The organism is Ottowia thiooxydans (assembly GCF_040548795.1).
Classification (GTDB): Bacteria; Pseudomonadota; Gammaproteobacteria; order Burkholderiales; family Burkholderiaceae_C; genus Ottowia; species Ottowia thiooxydans_A.
Genome location: NZ_JBEPSH010000001.1, coordinates 417871 through 438823 on the forward strand (window position 1 = coordinate 417871; position 20953 = coordinate 438823).

Annotated in this window: 20 protein-coding genes; 9 read left to right on the forward strand and 11 right to left on the reverse strand. The window is 58.6% G+C overall.

Annotation, left to right across the window (positions count from 1 at the left end; all coding sequences use genetic code 11):
- Positions 1-30: 30 nt before the first annotated feature.
- From ABIE13_RS01855 to ABIE13_RS01875, 5 genes are all read right to left on the reverse strand, one after another.
- On the reverse strand, positions 31-1611 hold the full coding sequence (locus ABIE13_RS01855) for an FAD-dependent oxidoreductase (protein ID WP_354440641.1): 1581 nt from the start codon (positions 1609-1611) through the stop codon (positions 31-33).
- The gene (locus ABIE13_RS01860; RefSeq protein WP_354440643.1) at positions 1611-3155 is read right to left on the reverse strand and encodes a polyamine aminopropyltransferase; all 1545 of its coding nucleotides are present in this window, start codon (positions 3153-3155) and stop codon (positions 1611-1613) included. The genes ABIE13_RS01855 and ABIE13_RS01860 overlap by 1 nt, the downstream gene beginning before the upstream one ends.
- 143 nt (positions 3156-3298) lie before the next feature.
- Positions 3299-3517 carry a DUF350 domain-containing protein gene (locus ABIE13_RS01865; RefSeq protein WP_354440645.1) on the reverse strand — a complete coding sequence of 73 codons (219 nt, stop codon included), beginning with the start codon at positions 3515-3517 and terminating at the stop codon, positions 3299-3301.
- Between the two features lie 21 nt (positions 3518-3538).
- Entirely contained in the window at positions 3539-5047 is a 1509-nt protein-coding gene (locus tag ABIE13_RS01870) for a DUF4178 domain-containing protein (protein WP_354440646.1), read from the reverse strand.
- A 66-nt stretch (positions 5048-5113) separates the two neighbouring features.
- Positions 5114-6166 carry an SPFH domain-containing protein gene (locus tag ABIE13_RS01875; protein WP_354440647.1) on the reverse strand — a complete coding sequence of 351 codons (1053 nt, stop codon included), beginning with the start codon at positions 6164-6166 and terminating at the stop codon, positions 5114-5116.
- A gap of 207 nt (positions 6167-6373) precedes the next feature.
- On the opposite strand from ABIE13_RS01875, the gene speD reads away from it, so the two are divergent.
- The 3 genes from speD (at position 6374) to ABIE13_RS01890 (ending at position 9463) form a co-directional block, all read left to right on the forward strand.
- Positions 6374-6766: an adenosylmethionine decarboxylase gene (gene speD / locus ABIE13_RS01880; RefSeq protein ID WP_354440649.1), complete on the forward strand. Its 393-nt coding sequence runs from the start codon at positions 6374-6376 to the stop codon at positions 6764-6766.
- 255 nt (positions 6767-7021) lie between these two features.
- The gene (locus ABIE13_RS01885; RefSeq protein WP_436278367.1) at positions 7022-8494 is read left to right on the forward strand and encodes a circularly permuted type 2 ATP-grasp protein; all 1473 of its coding nucleotides are present in this window, start codon (positions 7022-7024) and stop codon (positions 8492-8494) included.
- Between the two features lie 9 nt (positions 8495-8503).
- Positions 8504-9463: an alpha-E domain-containing protein gene (locus tag ABIE13_RS01890; RefSeq protein WP_354440651.1), complete on the forward strand. Its 960-nt coding sequence runs from the start codon at positions 8504-8506 to the stop codon at positions 9461-9463.
- A 145-nt stretch (positions 9464-9608) separates the two neighbouring features.
- Here ABIE13_RS01890 and rsxB read toward each other — a convergent pair whose 3' ends face one another.
- Complete coding sequence (gene rsxB, locus ABIE13_RS01895) at positions 9609-10280, reverse strand: electron transport complex subunit RsxB (protein ID WP_354440653.1); 672 nt, start codon at positions 10278-10280, stop codon at positions 9609-9611.
- A complete protein-coding gene (gene phaZ / locus ABIE13_RS01900) occupies positions 10277-11830 on the reverse strand; it encodes a polyhydroxyalkanoate depolymerase (RefSeq protein WP_354440655.1) in 1554 nt (517 codons plus the stop codon). The genes rsxB and phaZ overlap by 4 nt, the downstream gene beginning before the upstream one ends.
- Positions 11831-12052: 222 nt before the next feature.
- On the opposite strand from phaZ, the gene ABIE13_RS01905 reads away from it, so the two are divergent.
- The 3 genes from ABIE13_RS01905 to ABIE13_RS01915 are packed head-to-tail and all read left to right on the forward strand — an operon-like array spanning position 12053 to position 14656.
- Positions 12053-12865: an MlaE family ABC transporter permease gene (locus ABIE13_RS01905; RefSeq protein ID WP_354440657.1), complete on the forward strand. Its 813-nt coding sequence runs from the start codon at positions 12053-12055 to the stop codon at positions 12863-12865.
- Positions 12866-12869: 4 nt separating this feature from the next.
- Positions 12870-13934: an MlaD family protein gene (locus ABIE13_RS01910; RefSeq protein WP_354440659.1), complete on the forward strand. Its 1065-nt coding sequence runs from the start codon at positions 12870-12872 to the stop codon at positions 13932-13934.
- Entirely contained in the window at positions 13931-14656 is a 726-nt protein-coding gene (locus ABIE13_RS01915) for a hypothetical protein (protein ID WP_354440660.1), read from the forward strand. The genes ABIE13_RS01910 and ABIE13_RS01915 overlap by 4 nt, the downstream gene beginning before the upstream one ends.
- Before the next feature lie 19 nt (positions 14657-14675).
- Here the strand turns inward: ABIE13_RS01915 and rsgA are convergent, their stop codons facing one another.
- Genes rsgA through ABIE13_RS01930 form a run of 3 tightly spaced genes read right to left on the reverse strand, consistent with a single transcriptional unit; the run spans position 14676 to position 17249 of the window.
- Positions 14676-15665 (reverse strand): ribosome small subunit-dependent GTPase A, encoded by a 990-nt coding sequence (gene rsgA, locus ABIE13_RS01920; RefSeq protein WP_354440662.1) that lies wholly within the window; start codon positions 15663-15665, stop codon positions 14676-14678.
- Positions 15662-15976 (reverse strand): 4a-hydroxytetrahydrobiopterin dehydratase, encoded by a 315-nt coding sequence (locus ABIE13_RS01925; protein ID WP_354440664.1) that lies wholly within the window; start codon positions 15974-15976, stop codon positions 15662-15664. Before ABIE13_RS01925 ends, rsgA begins: the two co-directional genes overlap by 4 nt.
- A gap of 16 nt (positions 15977-15992) precedes the next feature.
- On the reverse strand, positions 15993-17249 hold the full coding sequence (locus ABIE13_RS01930) for a M48 family metallopeptidase (RefSeq protein ID WP_354441228.1): 1257 nt from the start codon (positions 17247-17249) through the stop codon (positions 15993-15995).
- Positions 17250-17454: 205 nt separating this feature from the next.
- On the opposite strand from ABIE13_RS01930, the gene orn reads away from it, so the two are divergent.
- Together orn and ABIE13_RS01940 are read left to right on the forward strand one after the other, a co-directional pair.
- Positions 17455-18054: an oligoribonuclease gene (gene orn / locus ABIE13_RS01935; protein ID WP_354440666.1), complete on the forward strand. Its 600-nt coding sequence runs from the start codon at positions 17455-17457 to the stop codon at positions 18052-18054.
- A gap of 20 nt (positions 18055-18074) precedes the next feature.
- Positions 18075-18815 (forward strand): pseudouridine synthase, encoded by a 741-nt coding sequence (locus ABIE13_RS01940; protein WP_354441229.1) that lies wholly within the window; start codon positions 18075-18077, stop codon positions 18813-18815.
- Positions 18816-18863: 48 nt separating this feature from the next.
- Here ABIE13_RS01940 and ABIE13_RS01945 read toward each other — a convergent pair whose 3' ends face one another.
- Positions 18864-19688 carry an alpha/beta fold hydrolase gene (locus ABIE13_RS01945; protein ID WP_354440668.1) on the reverse strand — a complete coding sequence of 275 codons (825 nt, stop codon included), beginning with the start codon at positions 19686-19688 and terminating at the stop codon, positions 18864-18866.
- Between the two features lie 77 nt (positions 19689-19765).
- On the opposite strand from ABIE13_RS01945, the gene ABIE13_RS01950 reads away from it, so the two are divergent.
- Entirely contained in the window at positions 19766-20935 is a 1170-nt protein-coding gene (locus tag ABIE13_RS01950; protein WP_354440670.1) for a YncE family protein, read from the forward strand.
- Positions 20936-20953: the final 18 nt, after the last annotated feature.

Genomic DNA, 20953 nt, shown 5'->3' on the forward strand with positions numbered 1-20953 from the left:
TCCACCGGCCGTGGCCGCTCGAAGAGAGCGCTAAACCGCGAGCCCCGCCATATGACCGCGGGTGAACGCTTCTTCAAAGATGGAATACCCCGACCAATCTGCGTGCGCAAAGTGCAGGCGGCCGCTGCGCACGCCATTTCTTCCGATTTTGCCGAGCAGATACTGCTGCGTACCTGGTGTGGGTATGGCCATGGCGTGGCCGTACCGGGTGATGTCCATACGGGTCAGGCGTTCGGCCAGGTCCGGGTGGGGAATACTCAGTGCGGACACCACGACATCGCGCCAGTGCGTCCAGGGCTGCCTGAGCAACTGCTGGCGGGCATCGGGCGTATCTCCGGGGGCGCGGTAGTACGTCAGTACGGTGGGCCCTGGGGTGGGGTCCAGGCTTTGATGACGGGCGTCCACATACCCCAGGCCGCCACCGGCTTCTCCGTACACCACGTTGTCCCAAGAGGGGGCTGCGCCGACTCTGTCCTGAAGGGGAGAGGAGATGTGAAGGTTAGCGACCAGCCAGGGCGCGTAGGCCATGCGTTTGGCGGTCTCCACGAGCACCGCGGGCGGGCTTTGCACAACCCTGGCCGCAATGAACGCGGGCAGGGCGATGATGCATTGCGCGGATTGCCAGCGCGTGACCGTGCCATCGTGATGGTTCACGGTGTCGACGGCGACACCCTGCCTTTCTTCTGTAATGCGAAGCACACTGTGCCCTGAGTACAGCCGATCGCCCAGAGGTGCCGCCAGGCGCTTGGTCAGCCAGCCATTGCCTTCGGGCCAAGTCAAGGTGCCCGCGTCATCGTCGCCGTCTCCATGCTCGCCAGGCATATGAAAGCCGTGGCGGCTGGCAAAGTAGTGAATACAGGCCCATGCCGAGACCCGCGCAAGGCCGGCTCCGTAATCGTCTCGGCAGCTGTAATCGAGGTACCAAAGCAGATGGGGATCGTCAAACCCTTCGGACCGCAGCCAATGATCTGCCGTCTGTGCATCCAGTGCGGCGTGCTCGGCAGTGAAAGCAGTGCGCGATGCTGGAATGCTGAATCGTCCCGCCTGCGAAAGCGCATGGACTCGCTGTGCAAAACGTTGATATTGCTCAAGCGTAGCAGGGCTCACCCCGTCCACCGGAAGGAGCCCGTCCTGCCAGGTGTCATGGAAAAAAAGGCGTTCCTGGGGGCTGTGAACAAGATGCTGCTCCGCGTAGTGCCACCGGCCTGCGACCCGCTGGCGCAGCCCTAGCTCTTCAAGCAGGTCCTGTACCTCATGGGCATCATCACCTGGCACGGGAAGGTAGTGTGCACCCAGGGGGCAGGGCATGCCACTCAGTTGACCGCCCCTGGCATTGCCGCCGGCTCCGTCCTCCAGCTCCATGAGAACGAAGTCTTCCATACCGCGCAAGCGCAGCGCGCGGGCTGCGGCAAGGCCGGCCACACCTGCGCCTGCAATCAGTATCTGCGTGCGGCGGGTGGTGGTGGGCTCAAGACTTTGGCGCCGGTCTCGCAAGGCGTGGCCGCGCTGGTCATTGATGCCGGTAAAACCGCCACTTATGGACTCAGGCCGCTCGCACCCGGCAAGCGCCAACGCGGCACCCGGCAGGCCGAGAAAGGTGCGCCGCTGCATCAATGCACAGGGGCCTTGCCCCATTCTTGTTCGTAGGTTGTGACCAGAATCTGGTTGGAGAGACGATTCACCTGAGCAGGAACGCGGGCCATGTCTGCCGGAAAATCGAAAAGCAAGGGCAAGGATTCCCTGGTCAGAAAACGCAGGCCCTGCGGCAGGACTTCTGCCTGGCGCCACGGCCTTCGACTGGCAATGATGTACCCCCATTCGCCGAAACTTGGCACGTGGGCATGGTAGGGCGTAGGGATCAGGCCGGTGGATGCAACGGTCTCAGCGACAGTCCAGAAGCTCTTGCGGGCCACCAGAGGGGAGGTCGTCTGAATGACCGCATAGCCACTTGCTGAAAGCCGCTGATCCAGCAGGGCGTAGAAACTGTTGGTATAGAGTTTTCCGATGGCAAAGTTGGTTGGATCTGGAAAATCCACCACGATCACGTCGAAGCGGTCTGGCGTTTCCTGCAGCCATTTAAAGGCATCTGTGTTGACCACCTTGACCTTGGGAGATGCCAATGCGTGTGCATTGAGTGCCGCCAGAGTGGCGTTCTCACTGAAGAGCCGCGTCATATTGGGATCGAGCTCCACCAGAGTGACTTGCTCCACCGAAGGGTATTTCAGTACCTCTCTCACCGCCATGCCGTCTCCGCCCCCCAGCACTGCGACCTTTTTCGGAGCTCCGTGGGCGGACATGACCGGATGAACCAAAGCTTCGTGATAGCGGTACTCATCATGCTCGGCAAACTGCAGGTTTCCGTTCAGGAACAGCCGGTGCCCACCGCGGCCGTGGGTGACGACGATGCGCTGGTAGGGCGAGCTTTCCGCGAAAACGATGCGCTCCTGATAGAACTTGTCCTCCGCAAAGCTACTGATGTGGTCAGCACCTGCGAATGCCAGGCCAAGGGTTGCGAAGGTCAGCAAACCCGCCACCGCATGCGCACGCCGATGAGCCAATTGGTGGCGGAACATCCACAAAGCCCACAGCGCGACCCCGGCGTTCATCAGTCCGAATAGCAAGCCGGTACGAATCAGGCCCAGCTGGGGAACCAGCACCAGAGGAAACGCCAATGAAACAGCCAACGCCCCCAGGTAGTCATAGGTCAAGACCTGGCTGACGACATCCTTCAAAGCCACATTTCGCTTCAGGATGCGCATGACCAGAGGAATTTCCAGCCCTACCAGGGTGCCCACCATCAGCACCATGGAATAAAGCAGGAACCGGAAAGCACCCGGCACATACGCGTTGGCTAAAAAGAGTACGGCTGGAAGCAGCCCTCCCACCAACGCCACCATCATCTCGATACGCAGGAAATGGGCAGGAAGCTGGCGTTCGAAAAAACGCGAAAGATAAGACCCCACCCCCATGGCAAACAGATAGGTGCCAATGATGGTGCTGAATTGCAGCACCGAGTCGCCCAGCACATAGGAGGCCAGTGCGCCAGCCGCCAATTCGTACAACAGGCCGCAGGCGGCCACGACGAAGACACTGCACAGCAGGGCGATTTCGATCGGGCGCGGGGCGGGGCGGGCGGCTTCGCTCTGCTCAGTCATTCAACACATGGGTCAGGCGGCCTCGCTAAACGAGGCCGGTAATGTGGCTGGACTTTTCATCGCCGGGCCGCCCCAAGATGAAAAGCACCCCCCCCGGGGGGCAGCGGACCTCGCGCAGCGGGGGAGCGTGGGGGCCACATCCTTTAATGTATGGCCGCGGCCACGATGATGGAGACGCCGAGGCACATGGCCGCGACGACCATGGCCAGGGCCTTGTTCTGCTTTTCCACGATTTCGGCCCAAAGGTCATAGGGCGTGAGCTTGTCGATGATGACAAAACACACCCAGAAGATCACCACGCCAATGAGCGCAAAGAGCAAGGACGCCAGAATCACGCCAGGCTTCAAGTATTCAAATCCCATGAGGACCTCCGGAAAAAAATGTCATTTATGGCCACCACCACTGGAGTAACCACCGTAGGAACCGCCAGAGCTGCGAGAACTGCCACCTCGGGAGCCGCTGCACGAATTCATGATCATGATCACTATCACAAGCAGCACCAGCAAGATGATGATGGCGCGCAGGCTGACCTGAGGCGCTGCGGAGAAAGGCTTGACGTCTTCACGTCCCAGTAGCGCGGCTTTGTCTTCCAGCTTGAAGGCTTTGGCAACGGTGTCGCTGCTGATCCTGCTGCCGACCGACCAGGTAACTTCATTCGGAGTCTGCTCCTGGGAGAGCAGTCCATTGGCGCTGGCGAAATCACGGTTGAATGTTTTTTGACCGCGCGAAACGGGCCAATAGAACTCGCCGGCTACGTAGGTGGTCTCCGCATCGTAGCTGTATTCGAGCGTGTAGGTCGTTCCCAGGTAGGTTGCGGTCTGCGCGCTGCGGTTGGCCATGGTGGGGGCGCCGGTGGCGGGCTTGACCATGCTCCATCCGTCGCTGGAGTCCACCAGAAAGCTAAAGCCGCGCTTTCGGTTGTAGAGCAGGTACTCGTCCCACCCAAACTGTTCGTCATCTCCTGGCTCTTGCCCCATGCGGTGCTGAAACCCCACCACTTGCCAATGCACACCTTGCAACTGCCCCTTCGCACCCAGTGGAATCAGCGTCTTGATAGGTTCGTTCTGCTCCGCATGCCGCAACTCACCTCCCAAGCCTGAACTGAGGTCAATGATGCTGTTGCAGGAGCGGCAGGTAATGGTCTTGGTGGTGTCCAGCGCCACCTGCACAGGGCTACCGCAATTGGGGCAGGCGAACTGGCGGCCTTTTTCTTCGCGAGCGGATTCGTCTTTGAGGCCCTGAAACTTCAAGTCTTCCAGCAGAACCGCTCGCCCACGCGAGACGGACTGAACAGCAGGCACCGTACCTGGCGGGCTGTAGTCGATGCTGATTACATCACCCTCGGCACCGCGAAGCTCAACCACGGAAAACAGCACCCCCACGGGCGGCAGCTTGGGCAACTCGCCCTGCGCGGAGATGAGCGAAACCTGCTCATTGAATGCCACGCTGTAGGGCTTGCCGTTAATGGCCGTCGTGATCCCCACCCGGAAATGCTCTGCATCCGGAACTGGGCGCTGCAGCGTCAGGGGCAGGGTGAAGACATAAGAGCCGTTGTCTTCTGAAAGCGCCGCCATGCGGCCGTCTTCAAGAATGGCGTTCCACTCTGTCCAAACGCCGTTGGAAGACTTGTACTGCGCTCGGCCGATGAGCGTGAAAGGCTGGGCTTTTTCCTCCAGCTGAATGCGGCCGCTGGCCATGAGCTGCAGCGGGCTGTGATCGTCAAACAGCTCGGCCATCTTGCCCACCCGCGCGAGCACATCACCGCTGCGAACCACGGTGCTCTGGCAGAACGGGCAGATGGCGTAAGTGCTCTGCGCACTTCTAAACTCAACGGGCGCGCCGCAGCCAGGACACGGTGCACGGTAGTGCCGCTCGGGGGCGTCGGTTGCCATTCTTAAGGTGTCAGGCTTTGGTGAAGGTTACTCGCGAGCGCGGAGCGCTGCTCTTCAAAACTCAGGTTAGACCAATTTCTTCAGCAGTTCTGCTTTTTTGGCATCAAACTCTTCCTGAGTCAGAATGCCCTTGGATTTGAGTTCGCCCAGCTTTTCCAGCGTGGCCATCACATCTTCGGGCTTGACACCTACCGGCGCAGCGGGCGCGGCGCCTCCTGCAGTCCCTGCTGCAGGGGTTCCACCTTGCAAGCCAGCCTGCAGGTTCTGGGCCAGTACCTGGCCCAGAGCGACCCCTGCACCCAGCCCCATGGCGTCGCCTGCTATGCCGCTGCCACCACCACCGCCTTCGGCAAAGCGGGGGATAGCCTGCGCTGTCTGATACTGCATGAACTTGCCCATGTCGTTGCCGACCATGCCCATGCCAATTTTCTGGTCAAGAATCTTCTGCAGCTCTTCTGGCAGAGAAACGCTCTGCACCGTGAGGCTGTCGAGCTGGATGCCCAGCTTGGCGAACTCGGGCTGCAGTTGTTTGGCCAGCGCGTCCGCGAACATGATCTGGTTGGCCGCCAGATCCAGGAAAGGCAAACCGCTGCCGGCAATGGCATTGCTGATGTTTTGCAAGACCAAGCCGCGCAACTGGCCATCCAGGTCAGCAACCGAGTAGATGTCCCGCGTGCCCGAGATGTTCGTATGGAATGCCTTGGGGTCGGAGATGCGGAAGGCGTAGTTGCCAAAGGCTCGCAACCGCACCGCACCAAAATCCTTGTCGCGGATAGTGATTGGTTGGGGCGTACCCCACTTCTGGTCCAACTGCTGGCGTGTACTGAAGAAGTAGACATCGCTTTTGAAGGGCGACTCAAACAGTTTGTCCCAGTTCTTCAGATAGGTAAGAACCGGCAGCGTCTGGGTGGTGAGCTTGTACATGCCCGGGCCAAAGACGTCGGCGACCTGACCCTCGTTGACGAACACCGCCACCTGAGACTCTCGCACCGTGAGCGAGGCGCCATTCTGGATTTCCATCTCCGCCATGGGAAACCGCCAGGCGAGTGTTCCATCGCCAGTTTCAGTCCACTGGATGATGTCTATGAACTGTTTGCGGATGAAATCCATCAGGGCCATGTAGAGCTCCAGAGAAGAAATGACTAAGGTTGCGCGATGATACCCGGGCCGGCGCCTTACCGGGCGCCTTACCGAACGCCTTACCAACTCGCAAGCGCACGGTTTGGGGCACTGTTTGACGCGCGCTTGAACATGCGGTTTCGCATCGCACTTCGATGCAGCACGTATTGTGCCTCCCGCATCGCTTCGTAGGCTACAGTTGAGTCCATGCAAGGCCTTCACCTGACCGCTGACCTCCGTGACTGCCGCTGCAACAGCATTTGGCTCCTGGACGCTGCCCAGCTGGGCACTGCGTGCCGCAACGCTGTCAAGGCTGCGGGTCTGCAGGTGGTCAACGAGATTTTTCATACATTTCCTGCTTCCGTCCACGGGCCCGGAGGCGTGACTGCCACTTTGCTTCTGGCCGAGAGCCATCTGTGCGTCCACACTTGGCCAGAGCAGCGCGCCGTGACACTGGATGTGTATGTGTGCAACTTTGGTGGAGATCACTCGGCCAAAGCCCAGGCCCTGATGGACGCGTTGCTCGCTCTTTTCATGCCGCAGCAGGCCGAACGTCATGTCTTGCACCGCGGCCGTGTGGCGAGCCTCTCCCCGGTCTAGGATACGGGTTATCACCTGAGGGTAAGCCCCTGCAAATGGGTGCAAAAAGTCAGCCTATATTAGGTATCACCCCATTTCAGTGCGACGCACTGAAAGAGTGCATTCACGTGGTTTGCGCACCAATGGCCCTACGCTGTTTGTGCCAAAAAAGTCCATGAAAATGAAGTCAGTAGCTGAACACATCGCTATTGGCCTGCAAATTGCTATCCTTTCATCAAACACATCCAGATAGTCTTGGAGACCGGAGCCTAAGGTATGAATCCCTTCGACGAAATGTACGAATCAGTGGCTCAATCTCTAATCCAGAGCGGCCTTTATGATCCCGGGCATCCCGTACGCCCACACTACAGGGATTACGCGACCTGGTTGAGCCGACAGAGCCCTGAGCTCATGAACTCCCGCCGCGAAGAGGCGGAAATGATCTTTCGGCGCGTGGGCATCACTTTCGCCGTCTATGGTGCAAAAGACGAAGACGGCTCCGGTACGGAGCGGCTGATTCCTTTCGACCTCATTCCGCGCATCATTCCTTCGAGTGAATGGGACACGCTCGAGCGCGGCATGGCGCAACGGGTGACGGCTCTCAATCGATTCCTGCACGACGTCTACCACGATCAGGAAATTCTCAAGGCCGGCGTGATCCCCACTGAGCAGGTCATTCACAACGCGCAGTACCGCTCGATCATGCAGGGCGTGACGGTGCCCAATCAGATCTACTCACACATCGCAGGTATCGACATCGTTCGTGCTGGAACTGAAGGGGGCAAGGGAGAGTACTACGTCCTGGAAGACAACCTGCGGGTTCCCAGCGGCGTGAGCTACATGCTCGAAGACCGCAAGATGATGATGCGGCTGTTTCCCAACCTGTTCGCAAGCCATCGTGTAGCGCCGGTCGCGCACTATCCAGACCTGTTGCTGGAGACCCTGCGTGAAAGCAGCCCCCCTACGGCGGGCGATCCCACGGTGGTGGTGCTGACCCCAGGTATGTACAACAGCGCTTACTTCGAGCACGCATTCCTGGCTCAGCAGATGGGGGTGGAATTGGTTGAGGGCCAGGACCTGTTCGTCAAGGACGGCTTTGTCTTCATGCGAACCACCCGCGGCCCCAAGCGTGTGGATGTGATTTACCGCCGGGTAGATGATGACTTTCTGGATTCCCAGGTCTTTCGGCCTGACTCCACCCTGGGCTGCGCGGGCTTGATGGCCGCCTACCGGGAGGGCCACGTGGCCATATGCAATTCAGTGGGCACGGGGGTCGCGGACGACAAGTCCATCTATCCCTACGTTCCCAAGATGATTGAGTTCTACTTGGGCGAAACGCCCATCCTGCATAACGTGCCCACGTTCATGTGCCGGGATCCATCCGAGCTGTCGTACGTCATGGCCAACCTGAAAGACCTGGTGGTCAAGGAAGTGCATGGAGCGGGCGGTTATGGAATGCTGGTTGGGCCGGCGTCCACCGCTGCTGAGATAGAGGCGTTCGGAAAAGCCGTTCTGGCCAATCCCAAGGGCTACATCGCCCAACCAACTCTTAGCCTCTCAAGCTGCCCCACCTACGTAGAGAGCGGAGTAGCGCCTCGCCACATCGATTTGAGGCCGTTCGTGCTGAGCGGCAAACAAGTGCAAATGGTCCCTGGTGGATTGACACGGGTAGCCCTGAAGGCGGGCTCTCTGGTGGTGAACTCGTCTCAAGGCGGTGGCACCAAAGACACATGGGTATTGGAAGATTAGGGAGACAGTATGCTTTCGCGCACCGCCGATCATCTTTTCTGGATGTCCCGTTATACCGAACGGGCAGAGAACACCGCACGTATGCTTAACGTGCACTACGAAACTGCGTTGCTTCCGCAATCAGCCGCTGTCACGCGCTACGGTTGGCAGGGCATTCTGTCCATCAGTGAGCTGTTGCCAGCCTACGCAGCCATCCACGATGAAATCACACCGCAGGGTGTCATGGATTTCATGGTCAAGGACGAGAACAACCCTTCGTCCATCATTGCATGCCTCAAGGCCGCGCGAGAAAATGCCCGCGCAGTGCGAGGAACATTGACGACAGAAGTTTGGGAAACCCTCAACCAGACATGGCTTGAGTGCATTCGTCTGCTGCGCGGAGGTATGTACGAAAAAGACCCTGGAGAGTTCTTCGAATGGGTCAAATTCCGCTCGCACCTCTCACGCGGGGTAACGCTGGGCACCATGCTGCAGGATGAAGCCTTTCATTTCCTGCGCCTGGGTACATTCCTGGAGCGCGCTGACAATACCGCGCGCCTGCTTGACGTGAAGTTTCACGCAGTACAGAGCGACTTCTTTGGCGCAGCCAGTGAACGCGATCAGGAATACGATTTCTACCACTGGTCGGCCATATTGCGAAGCGTCAGTGGCTTTGAGGTCTACCGCAAGGTGTACCGTGATGTGATCAAGCCAGAGAGGGTGGCCGAGCTTCTGATGTTGCGCGAAGACATGCCTCGTTCACTGCACCATTGCATGACCGAAGTCGTGGGCAATCTGCTTCATGTCGGCACGACGCCGCAGGACGAGACCATGCGGCACGCTGGCAAGTTGCAGTCTGACCTCCGTTACGGGCAAATTGATGAAATTCTGGCCACTGGGTTGCATGCCTTCTTGACGCAGTTCCTCGATCGCGTGAACCAGCTGGGTGCCCACATCAGCCGCGACTTCCTGGTGCCTGACGAAGTCTAGGAACCAGCCGCTGAGCGCAATCGCCGGGACTGCGCATCCCGGGCCGTTCTCCTGGGAGCGCCAAGCTCCAGCTTGGCATCTTCAGCGGCTTGTGAAGACGCTGGAATATCGAGAAGGACCAGAAGGCCCGAAGGCACGTTAGCAATTAATCTGCTGCTTGCCTTTTTTCCCGGGCTCTGGCGAGTGCGGCTTCTATGACCGAGCGCTTGCGGTCCAGCTCTGGCCCAGTTGCACCTTTGACCAATTCAGGCAGGTTCGCGAGCTTGTGCTCGGCTTTTTTCTCAAGAGCCACGGCATGGGCATCTCCCGTCCGTTTGCGTCTGGCCATGGTGAGTTCGTAACGCTCGCGTGCAGAGTCAGCGTCCTGGAGTGACCATGCCGCCCAGCCTGTGTGTTGTCCCGTGACGTTTTCAAGTGCAATACAGTCCACAGGGCAGGCCGGTATGCACAACTCACAGCCCGTGCATTCGCTTTCAATCACTGTGTGCATGCGCCGATTGCCGCCCACTATGCAATCAACAGGACAAGCCTTGATGCAGAGCGTGCATCCAATGCACCAGGCTTCATCTATCCAGGCCACGCTGCGCGGCCCTTCTGTGCCATTGGCAGGATTGAGTGGCAGCTCATCGGTGCCTGTGATGGCCGCAAGTCGACGAATGCCCTCCGCTCCGCCAGGAGGGCATTGATTGATCAATGCCTGCCCGTCCGCAATGGCTTGAGCATACCCTTCGCAGTCCGGGTAGCCACAGCGAGTGCACTGCGTTTGTGGCAGTGCATTCAGCAGGCGCTCTGCGAGAGGCGAGATAAGTTGACTCAACCTGCTTTGCGGCGTGTGGCAGGTGCCTTGGCAGCCCGAGCAGGCGCACTGGTAGTGGCTTTGACCGCTGGCTTGGTCATTGACTTGACTGCTGTGCTGGCGGTTGTCTTGGCGGCTGGCTTCACAGCGGATCTGGTGACCGGCTTGGCAGGCGACTTCGTTGCAGGTGAAGTCACGCTAACGGCCGGCTTGGACGGAAGCAGGCTGTCTTCAGCGCTGCTCTCAGATTCTGTGATTCGAGCAGGTTTCGAAGCGCCCGGAGCCGGCTTTTCGTCGTGCACTTCAGGAGAGCCGTTTCGGTTGATAAACGCCTTGACCTGCGGATAGACGACATCTCTCCAGCGGCGTCCGCTGAAAATACCGTAGTGACCAGCGCCTTTGACTTCAAGATGGCGCTTTTCAACACCGCCGAGGCCGGTGCACAAATCGTGTGCAGCTTGCGTCTGGCCAGAACCGGAAATGTCGTCCAGCTCGCCTTCAATGGTAAACAGGGCGGTTGTCTTGATGTCTTGCGGACGCACAGGCTCAACACGGCCTTGGGCGGAGCGCATTTCCATGGTGCCGTTGACCAGTTTGAAGTCCTGGAAGACCGCCTGGATGGTTTCCAGGTAATAGTCTGCGTCCATGTCGAGCACCGCGTTGTATTCGTCGTAGAACTTGCGGTGCGACTCAGCGTTGGATTCGTCGCCTTTGACCAGATCCTTGAAGAAATCGTAATGGCTGGACGCGTGGCGATCCGGGTTCATCGCGATGAAACCTGCGTGTTGCAGAAAGCCTGGGTACACGCGGCGGCCGGCACCAGGGTAGTTGGGCGGCACGCGGAAAATTACGTTGTCCTGAAACCACTCGATGCTCTTGTTGGTAGCCAGGTTATTGACTGCCGTAGGCGACTTGCGAGCGTCAATAGGGCCACCCATCATGGTCATCGTAAGAGGAGTTTTCTCTCCTCGGCTAGCCATGAGGGAAATCGCTGCCAGTACAGGGACCGTAGGCTGACAGACGCTCACCACATGGCAATTGCCGTAGGTGCCCTGGAGGTGGCGAATGAATTCCTGCACGTCGTTCACGTAGTCGTCCAGGTGAAATTCACCTTCGGACAAAGGCACTGTGCGGGCGTTTTTCCAGTCGGTAATGTAGACCTTATGCCCCTCCAGCATGGTGCGCACTGTATCGCGCAGCAAGGTAGCGTAGTGGCCAGACAGGGGAGCCACAATCAGCACGGGCGGCTGGTTCTTGAGCTTGGCGAGCGTTGCCGGATCATCCGTAAAACGCTTGAAGCGGCGCAGCTCGCAAAACGGCTTGTTGATTTCTACTCGCTCATCAATGGCAACTTCCACGCCATCGACTTCCACTTTGCGAATGCCAAATTCCGGCTTCTCATAGTCCTTGCCCAGCCGATGCATGAGTGCATAGCCGGCTGAGATCCGATGGGCCATGGGAAGCTGGCCAATCAAGGAATGGGGATTTCCGTAGAGCTTTGCCGTGGCTTCGGCTAGATCGGAAAAGGGTTCGATCAATGACCGTTGAGCTTCGTAAATTTGATAAAGCATGCTAGTTCGGATCCAAAAATGCTGCAGTGCAATATAACAGCCCAAACGTGACTGGCGTGTAGGGGACTAACTCTAGTCCGAGCAAATCGGCTGTGCTATGGCGGGCTTGCAACAGCACTGCGAACTTTCGTGCAAACGACAAGCATGTTACAAACCCAGGATGTTTGTAATTTTAGGGCGAATTGAGTTTTCAGGCAGGGCGAAGGCGCGCTGGCAAGTATCATGGTTGCCATGATTTCCGGCTTCTCGCTCTACGGCTGGTTGCTCGATCTGGGGCGAGGACTGCTGCGCTGGTTCATTGGCTGGTGGTCCGTCTTGTTCGTGGGCGCCAAGCTCATGGTTCTGGCATTTTCTCCATCGAGTTACAAGCGCGACTCTCGCAGTTTGGTGCTGCGCGAGATGTATTACGCAGCCGGGCCGGGTCTGCCAGGCTTTACCATCTTGATGGCGCTTTTTAACGTGGTCGTCATCCGCATCCTCGTGGTGACCGCGTTTTCCTACGGGTTGACGCAGTACGCCCTCGACGCGGTTGTGCGCGTACTGGTGCTGGAGCTCGTACCTCTGGCGGCTGCCCTGTACGTCGCGGTGGAATACACCATTCCAGGTGGCTCGGAGCTTTATAAGCGCAGGCGAAACGGCCATTTCGATGCGCTAAGGGTGCAAGGCGTCGACCCCCTCAACCAGGAAGTCCTGCCGCGTGTGTTGGCTGGAATCTTTGCTGTGGTGCTGCTGGCGGTGATCAGCTGCTCCATTTCACTGGTCCTGGCCTACGTCGCCGTACATGGCTTTACGGTCGCAGGACTGTCTTCGTACAACCATGCGGTAGGGCAAATATTCAATCCCGTGGTTTCGCTGATCTTCAGCATGAAGACCCTGCTTTTTGCCATCTCGGTGTCCCTTTTGCCAGTAGGCAATGCACTTCGAGATCTCCCACGCCGGGCATCGCGCACCAGCGTTGAACTCCAAGGTTTGGTGCAGATGTTTGTGTTGATGCTGATCATTGAGATCGCCTCTCTTATTGGCAATTACTATTGAGTCAATGACTGTTCCCACGCCAGCCTCCTCAGATAGGTCCAATGAACCCGGTTCGGGCCTTCCAGAGCAGCCAGCCAACAATATGCCCGATGGACCTCCCGAGGGCTCACTGGCATGGCGCCGACTGGAGTTTCGAGCAGCTGTGCTCCTGATCTTCATGGTGCTGCTGCTCGGCGGCGCCGTGCTCTACCTCATGTGGGTTCGCGGCGCGTTTGAGGCCACGCAAAGACTTGTTCTGACCACGGACGATTCTGAAGGCGTCTCGGTGGGAATGGATATGACCTTCTCCGGCTTTCCTATTGGCCGGGTCAGCCGCATTGAGCTCGGTGACGCAGGCGTGGTGCGCATTCTTGTCGACATACCGCTGAAAGACGCCCCCCGGTTACGCCAATCCAGCGTGTTCACATTGGAAAAAGGCATCGTAGGAGCTGCGCGGCTTCGCGCATTCACGGGCGTGCCAGATGATGAGCCTCTGCCCACCGATGCAGAACGTGTCGTCCTGCGCGGTGATGTCTCGGCTGAAATTCCCAAGATGGTCGCAGATGCCAGGGACGTTTTGCAGAACCTCAACCGTTTGACGTCTGCCGAATCTGCGCTGGCCGGTACGATGGTCGAGTTACGCAGCTTTACTGCTCGCCTCAATAGTGAAAAAGGTGGCCTGCTGGCAGCAGTGACCGGCAATGAAGCAGATGCCAAGCAAGTCACCGAGTTGTTGGCTCGCACCAATCAGTTGCTCAAAAGTCTGGACAGCGTGGCCACCCGGGTGGACGGTGTTGTTCAGAAAGCAGATCAACAGGTGCTGGGTAAGGACGGCCTGATTACGGATGCTCAGGCTGCAGTGAAACAGCTCAACTCGCTGCTTCAGGACGCCAGGCAGACCGTGGTCAAGGTCGACGCCGTGCTCAAGGATGTGCAATCCGTGGCCGGAAATGCCGCCGAAGCCACCAACAACCTGGGAGATTTGCGCGCCGATGTGGAATCAAGTTTGCTGAAAATCGACAGCTTGATCACCGAAATCAACCGCAAATGGCCGTTCGCACCCAAAGAAAAAGAGGTGAAATTGCCATGACCCGTCTTTTTCAAGCGCGCTCGCTTATGCCATCGTTCGTGCAGCGCCAAAGCCACGACTCGTCTGCGTTGGTTAACCGTAAATGGTCTTTCCCAACCTTGGTTCTGGCCACCTGCACCATGCTGCTATCGGCCTGTGCTGGTGGCCCCAAGGTCCCAGATTGGAGCATTAACGCGGTGGGCCACACAGAGCGGTTTACGGAAGCCTATTTGAAGGGCGACAGCCGCATTGAGGCCCGCGAGTTCACTCTGGCTAGGGCCGAGACCGCGCGCACTGGTCAGCCAGAGTTGGTTGCGCGCATTGAGCTCAATCGCTGTGCCACCAGAGTGGCCAGCCTGGTGTTTGAACCATGTACGGGCTTTGAAGCCTTGAGGGCGGACGTTTCCGACGTTGAACGCGCCTATGAGAAGTATTTATCTGGCCAGACTTTGGGCAGTGAGATTGCGCTGCTGCCAGCGCACCACCGTGCGGTAGCGCAGGGCGGGGCGAACGTCGCAAGCATTGAAGATCCAGTTGCTCGCTTGGTGGCAGCAGGTGTCTTGATGCGTCGAAGCGCGGCTACGCCAGATGCGGTCGCTGCTGCGGTGGACACTGCATCCCGGCAGGGGTGGCGTCGCCCCTTGCTGGCCTGGCTGGGTGTGCAAGCGCGCTTGGCAGAGGAGCGGGGCGATCCAGAAGAAGCCGCACGCGTGCGCAGGCGCATGGATTTGGTGACCTTTTAGCCGGGCCCGACGTCGGGCGTCAGCCGCCCCAGGCTAGACCTGCTTTAAGCTCTTCAAATAGCGTCGTGTAAATCCGATAGCGGGCCGCAGCGATTTTTTCCGGCTGGGAATTGTCGTTCAACGCTGCAATCACTCCGCAACCTGGTTCGTGCATATGGGTGCAGTTATAAAACCTGCATTCGGGTACGTGCGGCCTGATGTCCGGCATATAGGCTGCCAATTGCATGGGGTCAATCTGGCGCAAGCCAAACTCCTGAAACCCCGGGGAATCGATCAGCGCCGTGCTGCGCGCCTCGTCCATCCAGTACCAGCTGGTGGTGGTGGTGGTGTGTTTTCCTGAGTTGAGCGCTTGGGAGATTTCCTGCGTCTGCGCGGTGGCGCCAGGAATCAGGCGGTTGATCAAGGTGCTCTTGCCGGCCCCGGATGGCCCCAGAATGAGTGTCGTGCGGCCATGAAGCCGTTCGGTCAAGGCAGACAGGCCGTCGCCCGTCATGTTCGGCGCGCCAGATACCTCTGAGGGAATCACGCCAGGCTTGGCAGCCAGTGGCAGCACGGCGTAACCCATGGCTCGGTAGGGTTCAAGCCGGCTCCAACCGTGCAAAAACTGATCGCCCAAATCAGCCTTGTTCAGCACGATGATGGGTTCAATATGTTCAGCCTCGGCCGCAATCAAGGCCCGGGCTAGTTGATGCTCTGAGAATTCAGGCTCCGCTGCGACCAGAATCAATACCTGGTCCAGGTTGGCAGCAAAGGATTTGGTGCGAATTTCGTCCTGGCGAAAGAAAAGATTACGTCGTGGGACGATCTGTTCAATGGTGCCTTCGTCCTGGGAAGGCTGCCATCGCACTCGATCACCAACCACCACCGTTAGCTTTTTGCCGCGAGGGTGGCAAATCACCCGGTCACCGCCCAGTACTTCCACCACGCAATGTCGTCCATGGCTGGCAACCACCAGGCCGTCTTGAAGGGAAGCCGCGGAGGCCGATGGAGCAGGGCGTGACTTGCTCACGCGCTTATCCTGCCTTCGGCCAAGGCATTGACGCGCAGCGCGGAGTCTATGTCACGGTGCGTGAGGCCCCCAGCGTCGTGCGTGGTGTATTGGACAAGGCAAGTTCCGTAACTGACCTGAAGCTCTGGGTGATGGTCCAGGGAATGCGCTATTTGAGCCACCGCATTCACGAACGCCATGGTCTGGTGAAAATCTGCGAAGCGCCAACTTTTCTCAATGCAGGGTCCGCCGACTCGGGAGGACAGCTTCCAGCCATCAATAGTCGTCAGGGCCTTGCTGAGCTCGTCGGCCGTAAGGCTTGGTCTATTCACAGGTGGTGCCATCGCCTCAGACCGGTGCAATCGCTGCGCCCATGCGGGCGATGCGCTCGGAGGCGGGTGGATGCGAGTAGTAGAAGCGCACGTAGAGCGGGTCTGGTGTCAGGGTAGAGGCATTGTCCTTGTACAACTTGACCAGTGCGTTGGACAAATCCTGTGCGTTGGCTTGAGCTGCCGCGTACGCATCAGCCTCAAATTCATGTTTACGAGAAAGCTGAGCCATCAGCGGCGACAGGAAAAATGTGAATACGGGAACCACAAGCGCAAAAAGCAGTAACGCCAGTGCATGGTTGGAAACCGTTCCTCCCATCTGCAAGGGCAGGTTCGGCATCACGCCCAAGCCTGCAAAAAACCAGGATTGGTTTGAAAGCCATCCCAGCAAGGCCAGTCCGGCCAGGCTGAATGCAAACATTCCCACGATCCGCTTGAGAATGTGCTTGTGCTTGAAATGCCCCAGCTCATGGGCCAGCACAGCTTCCACTTCTGCCGGAGTCAATTGGGAGAGAAGCGTGTCAAAAAACACCACACGCTTGGAAGCGCCGAAACCCGTGAAGTAAGCGTTGGCGTGAGCGCTGCGACGGCTACCATCCATCACGAAAAGGCCTTTGGAGGCAAACCCGCAGCGGTTCATCAGCTGGGTCACGCGCTCCTTGAGTGATTCGTCTTGCAGAGGCTGAAACTTGTTGAAGATGGGCGCAATGAGGGTGGGGTAGACCACCATCATCAGAAGGCTGAAGCCCATCCAGGCGACCCAGGTCCAGAGCCACCACAAACTGCCCGTCGCGTTCATCAGCCACAGCACCAATGCCGCTAGGGGCAGGCCAATGGCAATGCCCACCACGGTGGACTTCAGCAGGTCTCCCAGCCAGAGCTTCTGAGTCATCTTGTTGAAACCAAAGCGCTCTTCGATCACAAAGGTCTGATACCACGACATAGGCAGATCTATCAGGCCATTGATGAGCGTGAACACTGCCAGCAACGCCAAGGGCTGCAGCAACGGATAGCCAGGTCCAAACGCAGAGAGCAGGACTTCGTTCAACCAGTCTAGCCCGCCGAGCAGTGTCCATCCCAAAAGCACCGCAGCACTTAGCGCCAACTCCAGCAAACCGAAGCGCAGCTTGACTGCCGTGTAATCAGCGGCGCGCTGGTGGGTCTGGAGCGAGATAGTTTCTGAAAACTCCTGCGGGACTGCGGACCGATGCCGGGACACGGCGCGAATCTGACGCGTGGCCAGCCAGAACTTCACGCCCAGATTGGCAAGCAGCATGAAGCCAAATACCAGGCTGGTCAGCAGTGCGGGAGATAGGTAGGAAGCGGTTTCGTTCAAGAGAAATCTCTATGCAGGGTGGTGCGGGCTTAGTCAATCTCGGGGCAGTATTCAGTACGCTGCACGCGCCGAGTGTAGGGGTATTTGGGCCTCAATTGATACGGTGTCTCCTGGATCTGGGCACGGCTCGTGGACAATCCCAGCCATGACTGACCTTGAGAACTCCGTTTCTGTATCGGCAAATGGTGCCGAATTACCAAAATCCAACCAGAATCTGGTGTGGCTAGACTGCGAAATGACCGGGCTTGACCCTGAAAAAGAGCGCATTCTGGAAATCGCCATCGTGGTGACCGGGCCGCAGTTGAGCCCTCGCGTTGAGGGCCCCGTGCTGGTCATCCACCAGAGCGATGCTCAACTTGACCAGATGGATGCCTGGAACAAGGGCACGCACGGGCGCAGCGGTCTCATAGACAAAGTGAAGGCGTCTACCTTGACAGAGAGCGAAGCCGAGGCTCAGATCATCGCCTTCATATCGCGGTACGTGGGTAAAAACGCATCGCCCCTTTGCGGCAACACCATCAGCCAGGACAGGCGCTTTCTGGTCAAGTACATGCCCAAGCTGGAAGCGTATTTTCACTACCGCAACATTGATGTCAGCACCCTCAAGGAACTGGCAAGGCGCTGGCGACCTGAAGTGTGTGATTCGTTCAAGAAGCAGCAGGCGCACACCGCATTGGCCGACGTGCATGAGTCAATTGACGAGCTTGAACACTATCGTACGCATTTCATCAAGCTGGAAAGCTGAGAATGAAACGAAAAACCAGGATGCGGCTTGATGAGCTGCTGTTTTCTCAAGGATTTGGCACCCGGCGGCTTTGCGTTGGTCTGATCGAGCGCGGTTTGGTCACGGTGCAAGGAAGCCTGTGCGAAGACCCAGGCGCAGAGATTGACACTGAAACCCCGGACCTGGACTACACAGTCCAGGGCGAGCCATGGCGCTTTCATGCCAACGCCTATCTCATGCTGCATAAGCCGGCCGGATACGAGTGCTCTCACAAGCCCGGCGCCTGGCCTAGCGTTTACAGCCTTTTGCCCGTGCCCCTGCGTCAGCGCCCCACGGCTGGCAAAGTGCAGGGTGCCCAAGCCGTAGGCCGTTTGGACCAGGACACGACGGGGCTATTGCTGCTGTCGGATGACGGTGCCTTCATTCACCGCATGAATTCACCCAAGCGCCATGTGCCCAAGATCTACGAGATCACCGCCAAGCACGCCTTGGACGAAAAACAGCGGGACCGCCTGCTGTCAGGTGTGGTGCTGGACGATGACCCGAAACCAGTGAAGGCTGCTGCTTGCGAGATCATTTCGCCTTTTCACCTTCGCCTGACGCTGACCGAAGGCAAATACCATCAGGTCAAACGCATGTTGGCGGCGGTGGGCAACCGGGTGGAAGGCCTCCACCGGTCCAAAATCGGTGGATTGGACTTGCCCGCGGACTTGTTGCCAGGGCAGTGGCGTTGGCTTGGTCCTGCGGAGCTCGATCTGCTTGGAAAGTCGCCCAGCGAATGACCCTGGGCGCGTTGCGCGCCGCGCAGGACCGGTTATTCGACGACTGGACTACTGGGGCGCCGCCCCTGAGCTCGTATCCAAAAAGCGCACTATGGCGTCATTGACCGCTTGAGGTTGGTCACGATGGGGTGAATGCCCGCACTCAGCCAGAACCAGTTTGCGCGCATGCGCAACGGCACGCTGCAGTTCATCCAACTGAGCCAGGGTCCCGTAGGCGTCGTCCTCGCCTTGAATGGCGAGCAGAGGTGCCGTGATGCGCCTGCAGTCCTCACGAATATCGTAATTGCGAAATTCTGGGGAAAGCCAAATGTCGTTCCACTGCCAGAAGGCCACGTCCACATCGCGGTGATAGCGCGAAAGGCGTTCCGGCAAATTAGTGGTTTCAAAAGCATGGCGAGCTTCTTCGATGGACTTGACTGTCACGTCCTCCACGAAAAGATGTGGTGCCAGCACAACGCAGGCGCTCACCGGATTCCGCGCAGCATGGAGCAGCGCAATGGTGGCTCCGTCGGAATGGCCCACCAATACCGGCCGTTCAACGCCCAGCTTTTTGAGCAATTTCGGCAAGATGTCCAAAGCCTCCCGGTGCATGTAATCCGGCTTCAGGCGCCCACTTCGCTGACCGTTCAAATCCTGGCGCGATGGCCCGCGCACGTCTTGCACCGGGCTGGACTGGCCATAGCCCTGGCGTGAATACACCCAACCCGTGCGGCCAGTGGCTGCACACAGGCTTTCCGGCCAGTCGCGCCACATGGCCACGGACCCCAAGCCTTCATGCAGAAAGACCAAAGGGGCAGATGCGGGCACCGCGCCAGATGGCGCCTGGATTTGCGTTACCTCAAGAAAAACGCCGTCTATGTCCACCTGTTTCATGTCTCGAATGTTAATGGAAGGGTTCGCGTGAGCCCGAACGCCCCATACACTCTCATGCTGCCCTGAGAAAGCTCCCTTTGATCACAGCTTCCCGTCTTTTTCGTTGCGCCCTGATGGTGGGTGTACTGAGCGCGTGCGCGTTCAGTTTGCATGCACAGCAAGTGCGCACCCCATCGCCTGCAACCACGCCAGTCACCGCGCCTGCAACCGGCGCTGGAGCTGGCCCTGCAGGCTCCTCGGCAGCACCCGGCCAGGTGAGCAGGCCGGCCCAGCCAGGCGCCAAGCCAGCCGTCGCAACGCAAAGCTCCTCAGCGCCTGCTCCGCTCAGCCGCAAGGGGGCCCCCGTCTTCGTACTCAATTCGCTGGACGGCAATGTCAGTGTCATAGATCCTGCCACCTGGACCGAAACCAAGCGCATTCCGACTGGCAGGGAGCCGCATCACCTGTACCTCACGCCCGATGAGAAATCCGTCATCATTGCCAACGCAGGCGCTGATTCCCTGACGTTCATCGACCCTCGAACGGGTGAGGAGCAGCGCACCATAAGGGGCATCCTTGACCCCTATCACCTGCGCTTTTCGCCAGATATGAAATGGTTCGTGACCGCTGCCAACCGGCTCAACCACGTCGACATTTACCGATGGGATGGCACCAACCCCACTTTGGTCAAGCGCATCCCCACCAGCCGCACGCCCAGCCACCTCTGGATCGACAGTCGCAGCAAGACCATCTGGGCGAGCATGCAAGACAGCGACGAGCTTGTGGTGATCGACATTGCGACCCAAACCTTGACTTCACGGGTCAAAACCGGCCCCATGCCGGCAGATGTGTACGTCACCCCGGACGACAAGACCCTCCTGTTGGGCTTGACAGGAAGCGATGGCGTTGAGGTCTACGACGTGGCCGGAGGCAAAGCTCCCGTGCTGGTGCGCAAGATCCCGACCGGCAAAGGCGCGCATGCGTTTCGGTCTGCGGGCGACGGCAAGCACGTTTATGTGAGCAACCGCGTAGCCAATAGCATCAGCCGCATCAACTATCAGACCCTTGCTGTTGATGCCACGTTCCCCGCGCCTTCTGGCCCAGATTGCATGGACATTTCTTCTGACGGCAAGCTCATCATGGTGGGCTCCCGCTGGGCCAAGAAGTTGACCATCATCGATGTCGCGAGTCAGAAAGTCATACGTCAAATCCCGGTAGGCAAGTCTCCTCATGGCGTCTGGACGCTCGATCATGTGGCACGTCATTAGGGCGTGTCATCAATTGAC